Raw genomic sequence first — 16,050 nt, forward strand, 5'->3', positions numbered from 1 at the left:
TGAAAGAGTGCCGCTTCAGGTTATAATAGCTTACAACGGAACCTAATCCAGCCTATTCAAACCATTGAAACACAGTAATTTCCAATCGCTCTTTGGCGAAGGCATGCTGGTGTTTTTTTTAAATCAGTAAAGGGGCCAAGTCCTTTGTTTAGTATCCTGATTGTAGAAGACGATCTTAAGCTGGCGCAGCTGCTTCAATCATATATGGAGAAAACGCATAATGGTTACCAAGGACGCCGCAAGGCGTTTTTCGTATTATCAGGGCAGCCGGGTTTTCTGGCTAGCCTTTTTTTACTGAGTGCCATTCCATTGGCGACTGTAAGGAGAACGCGTTGGTTGGTTTGGAAAGAAAGTTAATCCGGAGTAGGGTAAGGGCTGCTCTTACTTGTGAGTCGTCAGATGTTGTAGATTTTACAACATTTTAGCGCCAGAAAAGGGCTGGATGGATGAAGTGTTGTAAATTTTGCAACAAAATCGCAGTATAAGGGTCGAAAAGAGCTGTTATTTATAGGAAATGCTGCATTTCATACAACATTTGGCTGCTTTGGAAAGGGAAAGTGCTGAATATGTTGTATTTTTTACAACACTATGAATCGAGACGCCGGTGTGCAACGTCGGGAGGAACTCTGAAGCAATTCTCAATGTAGATGAAGATTACGAATCATGATCGCTTCGAATAATCGTTGATTGAAATAAAAATAGCTTGTAGCAAAGCCGATGAGAGTATAATAATGGAAATGAGATTGAAGAAGGTAAAAAGTCACATTCTATGTCAATAGGGGCATTTTCGCGTTGATTTGCCATGGTTTTCATCGATGGAGTGAAGTGAATGTATGGTAGTTAAATGGTCCACTGACGATAACGAAGAGGAACGGAGAAAAACGATTGCGAAGTCGGTTTCGGTAGTTCTAGTGGTATTTCTAGCGTTAGTTTTGGCGTTTTTTTCTCTTGGGATGTTTAGGTTGTATTCCGTCATTACTAAAGCGACTGATAAGCTTTGCGGAAATGACGTTCTGAAACGAATGGAACAATCGGATACCCGGAATGATTTGGTTTACTTCAGGCGGGATTGCGGGGCTACAACGGGCTTTAGTTATCATATGTCCCTTGTTAAACGCGGTCATTCGCTGCCGAACGAAGCGGGAAATTTATTCCGCTCAAATTCGGCATTTCATGCCTTTTGGATAAATGAGAAAACGATTGGGGTAAATAGCGGTGGAGGGGATGCGTTCAAAAAGCGTAAGGCCTATAAGGGCGTTCGTATCCAATATGACGGAAAGTGAGAGTGAGTTCGAACTTCAAATCATAAGGAGGTAGAGCAGATGATCGAATGTCCTTGGTGCAGCAAGCAGGTTACCTTAGTCGATCATATTTGCCCCGTATGTAAGCATGAGGTTTTGCCCGAACATATCGACAAGGCAAATGCAGACGCCGATAACGAATCGACTGCTTACGAGACGGTTTATGAGGAGCTCAGTATCGAAGAAATACTAGCCAGTCGGTTTACATGCGCGAAATGCAAACATGACGAATGCCATATTAAAGAAGTGGCCATGAGCGGTACGGGATTAAGCAAAATTTTCGACATCGAGCATAACCACTTTTTATTCGTTTCCTGTATGAACTGCGGGTTTGTCGAGATCTATAATCCGGATATTTTATCAGGGAAAAAATCGGGCAGCTTAGGCACGGTATTGGATATTTTATTCGGAAGTTGAGTGAAGCGGGAGGATTCTGAATGAAACAAGCGGGCTGCGCATCGAGGAAATAAGAATGAAAGGTGAAGAAATGGAGATCGTCGCAATCATATCTCTTTTGATATCCATTACTTGCGGATTGGTTACGGTGCGACCTTATGGAGCAAGTGGAAAAGCATGCCGATGAGTAACATGCACGGTAAAGTACTTTAGCTTAGATATAAGTATTAAGTTTACGTCGAGGGTCTATATTAAAAAAATCGTACAGGAAAGATAGTTCATAGAAAGGGTTTCTGATTAGTGGAAATAGAATCGTTATTCGAGAGTGGCGAGCCTACCCTGAAAGAATTGTTCGCAGAAATTAAAGAACGATATGACACTCAAGGATGTTATCCTTTCCCGTATGAGGATTTTAGACAGCTTCAGTCGAATTACCGGAAACGGCAAAAACGAAGGGAGACGCGTTTCGACGAGTCTCCCTCCGTGCTTACTTCCGCAAGTCCTCCATCCGCTGCTTAACGTTTTCCATCTCTTCTTGCACCGTTCTAACCTGAGTCAACAGCCGATCATATTCCTCTTGACCAGACCCTGTTTCTTTGCTCATAAGCGTGTTGAAGGTCAGCTCCAGCCGCTGCAAATCGTTAACGAGCGACTGAAGCTCCGGAGAGACCGGGCCATTCGCCGCGTTCCGCTCAATAAATTCCCGGTAGGCGCCTTCATACAGCGTGACGGTACCGCCGTCTAACAGGACGATACGCGTAGCCAGCTTGTCGATCAAATACCGGTCATGGGACACTAGGACGATCGTGCCGGGGAAGCTTTGGAACGCTTCCTCCATCCGTTCGCGGGTGTCGACGTCGAGGTAATTCGTCGGTTCGTCGAGCACGAGCAGGTTGGCGCCGCTAAAATACAGCTTGATGAAGGCGAGCCGGCATTTTTCGCCCATGCTCATCGTTTCCGGCTTCTTAAACGCATCGTCGCGCGAAAAGAGAAAGCAGCCGAGTATCGTGCGGGCATGCGACTGGGTCATGCCGGGCAGACCAAGCAGCTGGTCGAGTGCGGACTCCCCGGTTTCCAGCTGCTCGAGCTCCTGCGAGAAGTAGCCTGGTTTCACTTGCGGGTTACGGATCACCGTTCCGGAGTCCGGCTGCAGCATACCTAGGAGCAGCTTGAGCAGCGTCGTTTTGCCCGCGCCGTTCGGGCCGATAACCGCCACGCGGTCGCCACGCCGTACGCTAAGCGAAACATCGCTTAACAGCTTGGGTTCCTCGCCGTAACCGAACGATATTCGCTCCGCTTGAAGCAGCGTATTCGCGGTTATCGCGTCCTGCCCGAAATGGACATGGACGCTCGGACCTTGCCGCGGCTTTTCTACCCGGTTTTCCTCAAGGCGCTCCAGCGCCTTTTCCTTCGCATGGAAGCGCGATACGTTCTTGCCTGCTCTCGCTTGCCAAAAACCTTTGGTGGCAGGATCTTCGACCTTGGCCGCATCGCGGTGCGCGACTTGAAACCACTGCTTATAGCGCTGAATGGCGGCAAGCAGATCCGCCTTTTCCTGCTCCTGCTTCCGGAACAGCCCCTCTTGGGTCTGCAGCTCAAGCTGCTTTTGCTTGCGGTAGGCCGTGTAGCCTCCGGTATATCGTTTGCTTCCGGACGGCGTGATCTCATAAATAGCGTGGGCAACCCGGTCGAGAAATGCGCGATCATGGGAGACGAGCAGAACGGCGCCTGCATACGTTTGCAGCCACCGTTCCAGCCAGTCGAGCGTTTCGCGGTCGAGATGGTTCGTCGGTTCGTCCAGCACAAGTACCTTCGGCTCGGCGACGATCAGTCTGGCGATTTGCGCCTTCGTTTTTTGTCCGCCGCTAAGCTGAGCGAACGGCTCGAGCCATAGATAGGGCTCCAGCTTGAGCCGCTGCATGCTTTTCTCCGCTTTCGTCTCCCAATCGTAGCCGTCCAACGCAAGAAAGGCTTCGAATGCTTGCGCATATCGCTCCATCCAAGAAGCGGACTCCTCCGCCGTCAGCGATCCGTCGCCCAACTTCGTTTGGGACGTCTGCAGGGCGGTTCTTGCTTCCGCGAGCTCCGGCTTTCCCCCAAGCACGAATTCCAGCGTCGATAACTGCGGTTCGGCGGTCATATGCTGATCCAGCCAGCCCCAGTCCTCCAGCGGCACCCGCCGTTCGATCGTACCCGAATCGAGCGTCATTTTTCCGAGCAGAGCCAGCAATATAGTCGTTTTGCCGACGCCGTTCGGCCCGAAGAGGGCGATATGCTCGCCGGCGTACATTTCCATGTCTATTTGCTGAAAAAGAGGCATTCCGTTCCATTCCTTGGAAAGGCCTTTTGCTTTAACTATTGTCATAGAGGCACCGCTCCCGATTTCCGTCATGATAGATTCCGCTCGAGCGACGGCTTCCTGCCGGCCGTTCCGGTCGTACCGGTGACTGCTTCGCGAGGGAGCGCGCAGCATCGCTTGCGGAAACAAAAAACTGCCTAACCGAAGCCGGCGGCAGCATGCGTAACGGAAATGTCGGGCCGAACGCGGGATGCGCCTGCGAGTCGAAATAGGAGGCCGCCTGAAAAGCCGCACCGTATCCCGAAAAATGAGCGCAAAAATACCCGCAAATCCGCAACTGGACATAAATATCCCGTACGCGCCGCCAGCCGGCAGCTCGTTGAATGGCATGCATTCAAGTTCATTCGGAACGTTCATGTTTTAGTTGTTCATCGGATTCGTGGGTACCTCCGGTTCGTAAGATAGTGCCATTATAGCGGCAAAAGTCCGCGGACGCAAGAGGGAAACGATCAGACGTTCGCCGTCCGCCCCTCGGGACGGTGCTCCGGCTGCTCGGCAACGAGCGTGCCGTCATGCTCGCGAATCCACGTCTCGAAGCTACGCTCGCCTTCCGTCAGCCGAATGACGCGAGCTCCCGTAGGGAAATGATCGCTCCTCTTTCCATCGACATAACTGACATATTTCGTAGCGCGTCCGTAGCATAGCTTAATGCCGTGCAGCGTGCCGCAAAAGTCGTTCGCATGGTCGTGACCGACGAACGTGCCCATCACGTCTCCCATTTCGGCCATTGCCGTAAACAAGCCGGAATTGACGCGGGGGGATGCGCAAGTTCCATCGAGCCGATGCCCGTGGCATACATGAAAATCCCAAACGTCGTTGTACTCGGGCAGCGGAATATGGAAGAAGGCGAGCGACGGCAGCGGTACGCCGCCGTTGCGGTTCGTCCATTCGCGCGACCGGGATACGTACCAGTCGATCTGATCGCGGCGTATCCAGTCATAGCCTCCGATCTTGAACGCCGGCTGCGCGTAGTCTCCGCTGTCGAGAAAATAGAGAGAAGCCGCTGCGTCACCCCGTCGGTTCAGTACGGGCAATGCGAAATTGCCGGCGCCGCTTACACCGTCGGGGTCGGGCAGGGCTACGTTGAACGGATGGCTCAGCTGCGCCTCGTGCATCTGCTTGCGGGTTACGCTGCCTTCCGAGTCGTGGTTGCCGAATACGGCTGCCCACGGAATGCCCTTTTCTTCTACGGCCGCAACCGCGTGCAAGAACGATTTCAGCGGATCTTTCGTCCGCTCGCTGGCGATGACGTCGCCGGCGAATACGACGAGGTCGGGCTTTTCGAGCTCCATGATCCGTTCCATAGTCTGTCTGGTGCAGGCGTCGAGCTGAGGCGATTCCGGATCGTAATCGAATTCGTCGATCCATTCGACATCCGAAAATTGTACGATCGTAAAGCTGCCGTCTTCACGAAAGCGAAGAGGTTGTGCCATCGTTGTTCCCTCCAACATGGTTTTTGCAGCGGAATCGCAGATTCGGCCGGTGCCCCTGATAGACCTGCAGGGACTTCCGGTTGTCCGTTCCTAATTTCGCTGTTTTTTACGGGCTAAGACCGATCGTGCCGGAATTTCGTCCATGTATTGGGCTTGCCTTTACTTTGCATTGTAACGCCGTAACCGCTCGCTGACAACGGAAAATGATGAAATAATGTGTTATGTGTTGGAATATCTTTTTTTGTGTTGACACTTTGGTCGATTCCATTAAGATTAGAGGTAGGAAGCCATGAACTAACCGATAAGGGATGATGATGATGATGATGAGCCGTATAAACCGTGTTTTAGTACTCGGCATCGACGGGGCTGGACAATTTGCCAAGAATACCGACATACCGAACATTCGCAAGCTTTTCGAGAAAGGAGCGCTAACGTTCGAGGCGCAAACCGTTTACCCGTCGATCAGCGCGGAATGCTGGGGAGCGATGTTCCACGGCGTAAATCCGGAGAAGCATAAGCTGACGAACGAGATCGCTGCCGCCCAGGCATTCCCGGAGGATTCACCGTATCCTTCATTCATGAAGCTGGCGCGCCAGGCTTGGCCGGATTGCAAGCTGGCCGCATTCAGCGAATGGTCGCCGATCAACCGCGGCATCATCGAAGAATCCTGCAGCTTTCATGCGGTTTCGGTTTCGGTACCGGAGCTTGCCGAGCAAGCGGCCGATTATATACGGGCGAATCCGGATGTGAAGGTGCTGTACATGCAGTTCGATCACGTAGACGGAGCGGGACATAAATTCGGCTACGGCGAGGAAGGACACCTGGACTCGATCACCGAATGCGACGGCCATATCGGCACGGTACTCCAAGCCGTCGAAGAAGCGGGGCTTATGGAAGACAGTCTCATCCTCGTGACGACGGACCACGGCGGCGGCGGGGACGGGAAGCCTCGCTCGCACGGCAGCGCAGATCCGCTCGACATGACGATTTTCTGGGGCTGCTACGGTCCTGGTATCGCACCGGGGACGAAGCTGCCAAGCGGTATTACGATCAAGGATACGGCCGCGGTCGTCGCATATGCGCTTGGTCTTGAGGCGCCGGCCGAGTGGGAGGGCAAGGTGCCCGAAGGGCTTTTCACGGCTTAGAGCGATTGCCGAAGGGCGGAGTCCGTCTCTCTGTAACGGCGGGCAACAGGGGTCCCGAGGGACGGACAGTGCATGAGAAAAGCGGAGCGCGAACTGGCGACAGTTGAGACGCTCCCTTTTTTTTTGCCTGCATTCGTCTTTGCATCGGCCGCCCCATTAAACATTCGCCGCGAACCTTCTGGCTATCCGTACGTTAAGCTGACCTGGCATTCGGTCTTTTGTCAAAAAAGGGATTTCTCCGTGGCTTGACGAATTCTTAACTTGATCCCATTGCTACGAATATGTCATCATTGAACGAATCGAATCGGGGCTTACTGCCATCAGGTTGACGGGGGAATGAAAATGGCCTACTACCGCCGGCTGTCGATCCGGTCGCAGCTGTCGTTCATCGCGGTATCGATTGCTTGCGTCATGCTGTTCATCATTTTCATTACCTATGTGCAAATTTCAGGCATCATCAACGCCAAAAACAAACAGTACACGCAGGAGATGATCGCCCAAATCAAGCAGACGGTGCACGCGAACAAGGACGTCATCGACCGGTTGATGTCGAACGTCGCTTTTCATCAGGATGTTCAGAACTTTCTGACCGAAGAGGATGTCGTGCAGAGCTACACGCTGTCCAAACGGTTGAGCAGCTTGTTTATCAATATGCGTTCGCTGAAGGACGGCATTCTCGACATCATCATCTATGGCGAAAACGGGCGATGGCTGGACATTGCGGGCGGCAAAAAGCTGACGGCGCAGTACAGCAAATCGATTACGGCGAAGGATTCGATCCACTATTTCGGTCTCCAAAACTTCGGAAGCGCTTACCAAAGCGAGAACGGCGTGCTGATCGGCATGAAAATCAAATATTTTCAATCCGGCGAGAGGTTTAATACCGTAATCGGCACGCTGTTTTTCGTCGTAGACCCGAAGGCGCTCATCGGCGAGTCCGGTACGATATCCAAGCAAATCAATACGCAGTCCTATTTAATCGACAAGGAAAATAAGGTCATGTCCAGCAGCGATCCTTCGCAGGTCGGCCTTACGCTGAATATCGGCGGCGCCGAGAGTGAACCGGGCGAGCAGCGCAAAACGACGGTTAATGGCGTTAACTATGTGCTGCAAACGGAAAGCCTGCCTGAAATCAATGGCTCGATCGTAAGTATGGTGCCGGAGAAGGAACTCCATCGCGATATATCCAAAATCCGCAAAACGGAGCTGATCGTGTTCCTGATAGGCGCGGTTATCATGCTGATCTTGTTTATGCTCGTGATCAACAATATTTTGCTGCCGTTAAAAAAACTGATGGCCTACATGAGCGCCGTCAAGCACGGGCATCTGGACAAGCTTAAGAACCGGATCGAGCTGCAGGGCTATGTGGAAATTACGGTCATGTCGAACGAGTTCAACGGCATGATGGACAAAATCGACAACCTGACGCATCAGCTGTTGGAGACGAACGCGATGCTGTACGGGGCCGAGCTGGAGAAGCAAAAATCGGAGCTGGCTTTCCTGCGAAGCCAGATCAATCCGCATTTTCTGTACAATACGCTGGAAGTGATCAAAGGAATGGCCGCGGTGAAGAAGGTGCCGGAAATCAGAGAAATCGCCAAGGCGCTCGGTCAAATTTTCCGATACAGCGTCAAGGGCGAAGATACGGTTACGCTCAAAACGGAGTTCGGTATCATCGAATCGTATGTGCAAATTCAACAGCTCCGTTTTGCCGGCCGTTTTCAGGTGCGCTATGAGCTTGCGGAGGAAACGTTGGATTGCCAAATCCCGAAAATGCTCGTGCAGCCGATCGTGGAGAACGCCGTGTTCCATGGCCTCGAGCCAAACGAGAATTTGGGCACGCTGACGATCGCAAGCTGTCTCGGCGAAAGCGGGGAGCTTATCATCAGCGTCGAAGACAACGGTCTCGGCATTGAGCCGGACCGGCTTGCGCGAGTGCGCGGCATTCTATCCAAGCCGAATGCGGTCGATCAGGAAGGCAACCAGCAGTTTACGAGCATCGGACTTGCGAACGTCAATAACCGAATCAGGCTGACCTATGGCGGAAATTTCGGGCTGGAGGTGGAAAGCACGCTTGGAATCGGGACGCGAATCGTGTTGAAACTACCGGCTAGGAGGAACGGCCATGTATAAAGTGTTGATTGTGGATGACGAAAGCTGGGTCATTGAAAGCCTGAAGGCGAGCGTCGAGTGGGAAGCCAACGGCTTTGAAGTGACGGGCCAAGCCGAGAACGGGTCCGAAGCGCTTGAGTTTATACGCCGCGAAATGCCGGATGTCGTCTTCGTCGATATTCGGATGCCGGGAATGACCGGTCTCGAGGTCATCAAACGAGGAGGAGAGCTGCGGCAAGCGATCCGTTTCATCGTCGTGAGCGGCTATGCCGAGTTCGCCTATGCGCAGAAAGCGCTGAATTACGGCGCGGTGGCCTACTGCTTAAAGCCTTACGACGAGGACGAAATTTTAAGCGTGCTCAAAAAGCTGAAGAAGCAGCTGGACGCCTCCAGGCAGACGTCCGATTTGGCATTGATTCAGCTTCTGGAGGAGCAAAGCGAAGAAAACAGGCTGCGTCTCAAGCAGGAGCTGGCGAAATGCGGCATCGCCGGAGACGCGGATACGTCGGAGCTGACGGCGATCGTTGCGGCGGGCAGCAGCCAGCCGCCGATCGTTTCTCCCGAAGGGGCGCTTGCCATCCGGATCGGCAAAATAAAGATGCTGTACGTCGTCAAGACCGGCACGGAAAAGGCGCTCGTCGCCGAGCTGGAGCGGCAGCTCGGTACCCCGCTCAGAGGGATCGGCGTCAGCGAGCCGTTTGTCGGGCTGGCCGCCGTCAACAGCGCCGTCTTGTCGGCCAGCCAATTGGCGGATCATTATTTCATCAGCGGGGGGCCCGGCGTCTTTTTCGCGCAATCGGTTCAGCAGGCGGCTCTGAACGAGGCCATTAAGAAAATCGACGCCGCGATAAGAAACAAAGAAATATCGGCGGTGAACCGTCATTTCGAAGCGATCGGCGCGATGTTCCGGCAAGGCGAGCTGACAATCAGGCAAGCTCTGCACGTCTACAACATGATGATGTCTTTCCTGTACCGGCTCGGGTATGAGCAGGGGGACAATCTATTGTACAGCAGCGAGCTGCTGATCGAGACGTTCGGCACCGTTCAGGATATGATCGCTTATCTGGAGAGTCTGACGATCCGGAGCTTCCGCAGCGGCGCGGAATTCAGCTCCGAGGAGACGAGCAACGAAACCTTCAAGTCGCTTTTCCAATATGTCAATGAGCATTTCCGCGAGGATCTGTCCATACAGGAGCTGTCGCAGAAATTTTATATCAATCCGGGCTATTTGAGCCAGCTATTTAAGCGGGAAGTGGGGGAGCCGTTTACGGCCTATATCGCCAAGCAGCGAATCGCCTATGCCTGCGAGCTTCTGGAAAGAACGAACATGATGATCGGCGAGATTGCCGAGATATCGGGTTACCCGGATTATTTTTACTTTACAAGAACGTTTAAGAAGCTTACCGGACAAACTCCCACACAATTCCGCAGCAAACAATCGGACTTATCCAAGCAATAGGAAGAAGGCAGACGAGCCGTCGGGCGCGTTCTGCTTTTTTTTACCGATACCACAGCGTATTTATGTGAAGCATATGGACGAATCACAGAAGTCATATGGAGAAAAAGTAGTTGTTTTATGTTGGATTTGTTGTTTTATGATGGTTTTATGTACGAAAATGTATTTGTTTCCTTTATACTGGAACCCTCATCGGCTGCCTTATAGTGGAATTGTACCCGATGACCTCAGGAAAGACGCGAAATGAAAGCGGTATCTTTTCATTTGCGGCGCGGCTTGCAGGCAGCAAGAGGAACGACGGGCAAACGTCAGGTTCCGGCGGCCCATTCCGCGTCCGATTAAGGGGGGCATATCCACAGAAACGAGTAAACGAATGATTTCCGTAATGACAAACTAATGTGCGGGGGTAATCGAATGAAAAGCAAATGGATGTCCTTATCGCTGGCTGCCGTACTGACGGCGTCGATCGTCGGCTGTTCGTCCGGCAAAACGAACTCGAGCTCGCCTAGTCCTTCGGCGTCGACCGCGCCAAGCGCGTCGGCGGCACCTTCGGCGTCGGCTTCGCCATCGGCCTCGCCGGCTGCGAACGCCAAGATCGACTTTAAAGGGAAGCCGCTCCGCATCGGGCAATGGTGGGGGATGCAAAACGAGCTTTCGCCGGAGGAGAAGGAACGGCAACGCAAGGTGGAAGAGAAGTATAACACGAAGATCGAATACGTAACGGTGCCGAATGCCGAAATGGCGTCGCGTCTCATTACTTCGTCCGTTGCCGGCGAACCGTTCGCCGACATCATGATGCTCGAAGTAAACTGGACGTTCCCGAAACTGGTCGAGGACGGCTACATCCGCAGTATCGACGATCTGATCGATCTGAAGGATCCTCGCCTTGCCAATAACAAAGTCACGATGAATCAAGGCAAATATAACGGCAAGCAATACGGCGTAACGCTTCCGTACACGGAATCCAACGGGATGTACTACAACAAAACGCTGGTTCAAAAGGCCGGTATGCCCGATCCGTACGAGCTGCAGGAAAAAGGCGAATGGAACTGGGACAATTTCCTGAAAATTTGTAAAGCGGTCAACAAAGACGACGTGAACTGTCTGGCGGACTATCCGGTGGAGAACGCGACGTTCCTGATGTATTCGAACGACGCTGCCGTCAACAAAGACAATAAGGTCGCCTTCGACAGCCCGAACGCGCTTGAAGCACTGCAATTCGTTTCGGATCTGTACAACGTTCACAAGGTAGTCGGCAAAGACCAGTTCGGAGGCGGGAAGTCGGCGTTCACCTACGGCTACCGGTGGGATGCGGGCAGCTATGCGCAAAGCTTGAAGGATGACTGGGGTTATGTGTTCTATCCGAAAGGTCCGAAAGCCAAAGACTATATCGTTCCTTACCAAAAAATGAACCAATGGTTCATTCCGAAAGCGGTCAAAAACGCGAAGGACGTTCTGACGGCATGGCTGGAGCTTTATGAATTCGACGTAGAAAAAGGCTATGCGATCAAAATGCAAAAAGAGGAAGCCAACTTCAAAACGAAGGAAAATATGGCGACCTTCCGCAAAATGCTGGATAAAATCCAGCTCGTGAATTATACCTCCTATCCGGGCTTTAAAGACGTTTACGAGGAAGCCGTCAAGAACGTAATGGCCGGTAAAGGAACGCCTGCCAGCGAAATGGCGAGAGTGAAGCCGATGGCCCAGGCCGCAATCGACGTCTCGCTCAAAAAGTAACGGCGTGCACCCGTAATCGCAATACCCCAAATGCGTATACGCGATCATTTGGGGTATTGCTTTTGATTCGGAGTACTTTTTTCTGACGAAACGTTTTAGGGGGGGCCTATTGTGAAGCACCAATCGAAAATCCGCATGGCGCTCGCCGTCTTGCTTGTCGTCTCGCTGGCGGGCTCGCTGCCCGTTCCGTACCCGGCTTCGCCTTATGCGCATGCCGCACAGGAAACGTCCGCGAAGGGCGAATTTACGCTGGGGTCTTCCGTCAAGGACAGCTATGACCAGTACGCCGCCCAGCATAAAGAGAGTCTGCGGCCGTCCGCCCCGGTAGTCATACGCGGCGAATCGTATTCCGGAGCGGAAGGCATGAGCGTGACGGTGCTGGACCGGTTTGAAGGCTCGGAGGGGAAGGCGGTCCGAACCGAGGAATCGGGAACGATCCACTGGGAGGTGGACGTGAAGGAGCCTGGCCTGTATAACCTTGGCGTCCGTTATTTTCCGGTGCAGGGCAAGGGCGGAGATATCGACAGAGAGCTGTTGATCGACGGCAAAAATCCTTTTTCCGAAGCGAAGCATCTGGTTTTTCGCCGCAATTGGAAAGACAAGCATGAAATCAAACGTGACGAGAACGGGAACGACATGTATACGCCGCAAATCGAAAGCCCGGTGTGGCAGGACGTGCCGCTCGAGAACGCGGAAGGGCGCTACGACGAGCCGTATTCGTTTTATTTTTCCAGTGGAAAACACGTCATTTCGCTTGTTTCCGTCAGGGAACCGATGGTGATTGAACATATAAAGCTGTATCAAACGGAAAGCATTCCGTCCTATAAGGATGTCGCCCTCCAGTACGAGAAGAACGGCTATAAGCCGGCAAAGGACGCTTTGGTCAAAGTCCAAGGCGAAGCGGCGGCTTTCAAATCCAGCGCGGAGCTCTACCCGAGGTCGGACCGTTCCAGCCCCGCCACGGAACCGTACCACGTCTCCAAAATCCGGTACAACACGATCGGCGGCAATAGCTGGAGCGAACCGGGCAAATCGATCACATGGGAGCTCGAAGTGCCGGAGGACGGCCTTTACAAGCTCGGCATCAAGTACAACCAAAGCTTTCAAAGGGGAGTAACGTCATACCGCAAGCTGTGGATTGACGGCAAGGTGCCGTTCCAGGAGATGAAGAGCATTCCGTTCGATTTCGGTACGGATTGGAGCATGAAGACGCTCGGGGACGGGGATAAGCCTTACCTGTTTTATTTGACGAAGGGAAAGCACGAGCTCAAGCTGGAGGTTTCCCTCGGCGACATGGCGGTTCTCATGCGTACGGTCGAATCGAGCATCCTGGATTTGAACGGCATCTACCGCCGCATCGTCATGGTAACCGGTTCGACGCCGGACGAATACCGCGACTATCAGCTCGAGCTGAAAATTCCCGAAATGCTGGACTCCTTCCGCAAACAATCGGACGCGCTCGGGAGGGTTGCATCGGAGATCGAACGGTTGACGGGAGGCAAGAGCGACCGGACGGCTACGCTGAACCGGCTCGTTTACCAGCTGAACGATATGACCGACAGACCGGAGACGATCCCGAAGCGGATGGAATCGTTCAAAACGAATATAAGCTCGCTGGGCGATTGGATCTTCTCGGGAATTTTCTCGCCGCTGCAGATCGATTATTTGACGGCGTCATCGCCGGAAACGAAGCTGCAGCGTCCGGATGCGACATGGTTTCAATCGATCAAGCATCAGGTCGCCGCCTTTTTCATCTCGTTCTTCACGGATTACAATGCGCTCGGCTCATCGTCCAAAAGCAACCGCGTCATTCAGGTGTGGGTCACGAACGGACTGCGGCAAGCGCAGGTCGTTAAGTCGATGATCGAGGAGACTTTCATGCCGAATTCGGGCATAGCGGTCGATCTTCGAGTGGTCAGCGCGGATGTCCTGCAGCGTGCGGTTCTTGCCGGAAAAGGACCGGATATCGCCTTTACCGTCGGCGAGGACACGCCGGTCAACTACGCGCTGCGCAACGCTTCGGAGGAATTGTCCAAGTTTAAGGGCTTCGCGGACGTGAAGAAACGGTTTCTCGCTTCTTCGTTCGTTCCTTACGAATTTAACGGCGGCGTATACGGTATCCCGACGGAGCAATATTTTCCCGTCTTGTTTTACCGCAAGGACATTCTTGACGAGTTGAAGCTGAGCGTTCCCAAAACTTGGGACGACGTCTATGCGATGATCCCGGAGCTTCAGAAACAGAATCTGGAGTTCGGTTTCCCGATCCAGGTGCTTGTCAAACTCGGAACGAACGTCCAGGCGGCATCGCAGCTGCCGGTCAATACGACGTTCGCCACCATGCTGCTGCAGGATAACGGGGAGCTCTACAAGGACGGGGGCAAAGCCAGCGCGCTCGATTCCGAAACGTCGGTCAAGGCGTTCCAGGAATGGACCGACCTGTACTCCAATTACAAGCTGTCGCTTACGACGGATTTCATTAACCGGTTCCGCATCGGCGAGATGCCGATCGGCATAGCGGATTATACGAACTATAACATCATCAGCGCAATCGCGCCGGAGCTCAAAGGACTATGGAGCTTTTCATTCGTGCCCGGTACGGCAAAGCCCGACGGCTCGATCCGGCGCGAAGTGCCGGGAGCGGGAAGCGCCACGATTATGCTGAAGAGCAGCAAAGACAAAGAAGCGGCATGGGAGTTCCTGCAATGGTGGAGCGGCGACGATATTCAAGCCAGATTCGGCCGTGAGATGGAATCGATTTTCGGTCCCGCAGGGCGGTACGCGGCGGCCAATGTCGGGGCGCTGAGCCAAATCCCTTGGCCGGTTCAGGATTACAAGGTACTCCGGGAACAGCTGGATTGGGTTAGAGGCATTCCGCAGGTCGCGGGCGGTTATTTTACGGGAAGGCATCTCGACAACGCTTTCCGGAGCGTAGTCATCTCAGGCGATGACCCGCGCGAGTCCATCGACAAATATGTCCGGTTTATCGACGACGAAATCGTTACGAAACGCAAGGAGTTCGGCTTGCCGAACTAATCGCCGCAGACGCGGCAAATCGGTAGTCATCGGCGACGCTTTCGGCGGCTGCCGTAACGATCGAAGGATCATCGAACTTACAGGATAGAGAGGGGGAGATTCCGATTTCAAAGCCTGTGAACATAGAAGCGGGCCTGCCGGCGCAGGCCGCGCTCCCGCAAGCGCCGAGACGAGGCCGGCTTTCGGAACTCGCCGGACGCATGAAGAAGCACAAGCACGGATATGCGCTAATGGCCCCGTACTTCCTCATTTTCTTCATTTTTACGGCGTTCCCGGTGCTGCTCGCGTTCGGGCTCAGCTTCACCTATTTCAACATGCTCGAGGCGCCTAAATGGGTCGGGTGGGAAAATTACGCCCGCTTATTCATCAAAGACGAGGTGTTCTTGATCGCAGTCAAAAATACGCTGCTGTTCGCCGTCGTTACGGGGCCGATCAGCTATATGGCCTGTTTCTTTCTGGCATGGCTGATCAACGAGCTGTCGCCTAAAATTCGTGCGGTCGTGACGCTTCTGTTCTACGCGCCCTCAATCGCGGGAAACGCCTACTTGATTTGGCAGGTTGCGTTCTCGGGCGATTCCTACGGCTATATCAATGCCTTTTTGATCAAATGGGGCTTTATTCTGGAGCCGATCCAATGGCTGCAGGATCCGAAATACATGCTCGCCATCATCATGCTCGTTCAGCTATGGCTGAGCCTCGGCACCGCGTTTCTCGCCTTTATCGCGGGCCTGCAGAGCATGGACCGCACCCTAATCGAGGCGGGGGCGATCGACGGCGTGCGGAACCGCTGGCAGGAGCTGTGGTACATTACGCTGCCGTCTATGCGGCCGCAGCTGATGTTCGGAGCGGTCATGCAAATAACGGGCTCGTTCGCGGTGGCGGATGTGACGACGAACATGGTCGGCTTTCCGAGTCCGCAGTATGCGGCGCACACGATCGTGAATCACTTGCACGATTACGGGGCGATCCGGTTTGAGATGGGATATGCGAGCGCGATTGCGACCGTGCTGTTCGTACTCATGCTCGGCTCCAATATGGTGGTTCAGAAGCTGCTCAGGAAAGTGGGGGATTAGCGGTC

General features: G+C 53.3%; 10 protein-coding genes. 8 read left to right on the forward strand and 2 right to left on the reverse strand.

Annotation, left to right across the window (positions count from 1 at the left end):
- The first annotated feature begins 833 nt into the window (after positions 1 to 833).
- Positions 834 to 1,283 carry a hypothetical protein gene (locus tag ACKGJP_RS15365; RefSeq protein ID WP_409346494.1) on the forward strand — a complete coding sequence of 150 codons (450 nt, stop codon included), beginning with the start codon at positions 834 to 836 and terminating at the stop codon, positions 1,281 to 1,283.
- Between the two features lie 39 nt (positions 1,284 to 1,322).
- Entirely contained in the window at positions 1,323 to 1,718 is a 396-nt protein-coding gene (locus ACKGJP_RS15370) for a zinc ribbon domain-containing protein (RefSeq protein WP_409346495.1), read from the forward strand.
- Positions 1,719 to 2,184: 466 nt separating this feature from the next.
- On the opposite strand, the gene abc-f is transcribed toward ACKGJP_RS15370, so the two are convergent.
- Entirely contained in the window at positions 2,185 to 4,062 is a 1,878-nt protein-coding gene (abc-f, locus tag ACKGJP_RS15375; protein WP_409346496.1) for a ribosomal protection-like ABC-F family protein, read from the reverse strand.
- A gap of 443 nt (positions 4,063 to 4,505) precedes the next feature.
- Complete coding sequence (locus ACKGJP_RS15380; RefSeq protein ID WP_409346497.1) at positions 4,506 to 5,489, reverse strand: metallophosphoesterase family protein; 984 nt, start codon at positions 5,487 to 5,489, stop codon at positions 4,506 to 4,508.
- A gap of 320 nt (positions 5,490 to 5,809) precedes the next feature.
- Between ACKGJP_RS15380 and ACKGJP_RS15385 the strand changes: the two genes are divergently transcribed.
- The 6 genes from ACKGJP_RS15385 to ACKGJP_RS15410 all read left to right on the forward strand — a co-directional run bounded on the left by ACKGJP_RS15385 (position 5,810) and on the right by ACKGJP_RS15410 (position 16,045).
- Positions 5,810 to 6,634: an alkaline phosphatase family protein gene (locus tag ACKGJP_RS15385; protein WP_409346498.1), complete on the forward strand. Its 825-nt coding sequence runs from the start codon at positions 5,810 to 5,812 to the stop codon at positions 6,632 to 6,634.
- 342 nt (positions 6,635 to 6,976) lie between these two features.
- Positions 6,977 to 8,767, forward strand: coding sequence for a sensor histidine kinase (locus ACKGJP_RS15390; RefSeq protein WP_409346499.1), 1,791 nt, complete (start codon positions 6,977 to 6,979; stop codon positions 8,765 to 8,767).
- Positions 8,760 to 10,205, forward strand: a complete 1,446-nt coding sequence (locus ACKGJP_RS15395; protein ID WP_409346500.1) for a response regulator — start codon at positions 8,760 to 8,762, stop codon at positions 10,203 to 10,205. The genes ACKGJP_RS15390 and ACKGJP_RS15395 overlap by 8 nt, the downstream gene beginning before the upstream one ends.
- A gap of 411 nt (positions 10,206 to 10,616) precedes the next feature.
- Positions 10,617 to 11,939, forward strand: a complete 1,323-nt coding sequence (locus ACKGJP_RS15400; RefSeq protein WP_409346501.1) for an ABC transporter substrate-binding protein — start codon at positions 10,617 to 10,619, stop codon at positions 11,937 to 11,939.
- A 111-nt stretch (positions 11,940 to 12,050) separates the two neighbouring features.
- The gene (locus ACKGJP_RS15405) at positions 12,051 to 14,972 is read left to right on the forward strand and encodes an extracellular solute-binding protein (RefSeq protein ID WP_409346502.1); all 2,922 of its coding nucleotides are present in this window, start codon (positions 12,051 to 12,053) and stop codon (positions 14,970 to 14,972) included.
- A gap of 116 nt (positions 14,973 to 15,088) precedes the next feature.
- Positions 15,089 to 16,045 (forward strand): carbohydrate ABC transporter permease, encoded by a 957-nt coding sequence (locus tag ACKGJP_RS15410; protein WP_409346503.1) that lies wholly within the window; start codon positions 15,089 to 15,091, stop codon positions 16,043 to 16,045.
- Positions 16,046 to 16,050: the final 5 nt, after the last annotated feature.

Origin of the sequence: Paenibacillus litoralis (assembly GCF_046244365.1) — a bacterium.
Classification (GTDB): Bacteria; Bacillota; Bacilli; order Paenibacillales; family NBRC-103111; genus Paenibacillus_V.

Coding starts and splice junctions, on each gene's coding strand:
- ACKGJP_RS15365 (WP_409346494.1), top strand. CDS start 834: ATGGTAGTTAAATGGTCCACTGACGATAACGAAGAGGAACGGAGAAAA.
- ACKGJP_RS15385 (WP_409346498.1), top strand. CDS start 5,810: ATGATGAGCCGTATAAACCGTGTTTTAGTACTCGGCATCGACGGGGCT.
- ACKGJP_RS15370 (WP_409346495.1), top strand. CDS start 1,323: ATGATCGAATGTCCTTGGTGCAGCAAGCAGGTTACCTTAGTCGATCAT.
- ACKGJP_RS15390 (WP_409346499.1), top strand. CDS start 6,977: ATGGCCTACTACCGCCGGCTGTCGATCCGGTCGCAGCTGTCGTTCATC.
- abc-f (WP_409346496.1), bottom strand. CDS start 4,062: ATGACAATAGTTAAAGCAAAAGGCCTTTCCAAGGAATGGAACGGAATG.
- ACKGJP_RS15395 (WP_409346500.1), top strand. CDS start 8,760: ATGTATAAAGTGTTGATTGTGGATGACGAAAGCTGGGTCATTGAAAGC.
- ACKGJP_RS15400 (WP_409346501.1), top strand. CDS start 10,617: ATGAAAAGCAAATGGATGTCCTTATCGCTGGCTGCCGTACTGACGGCG.
- ACKGJP_RS15380 (WP_409346497.1), bottom strand. CDS start 5,489: ATGGCACAACCTCTTCGCTTTCGTGAAGACGGCAGCTTTACGATCGTA.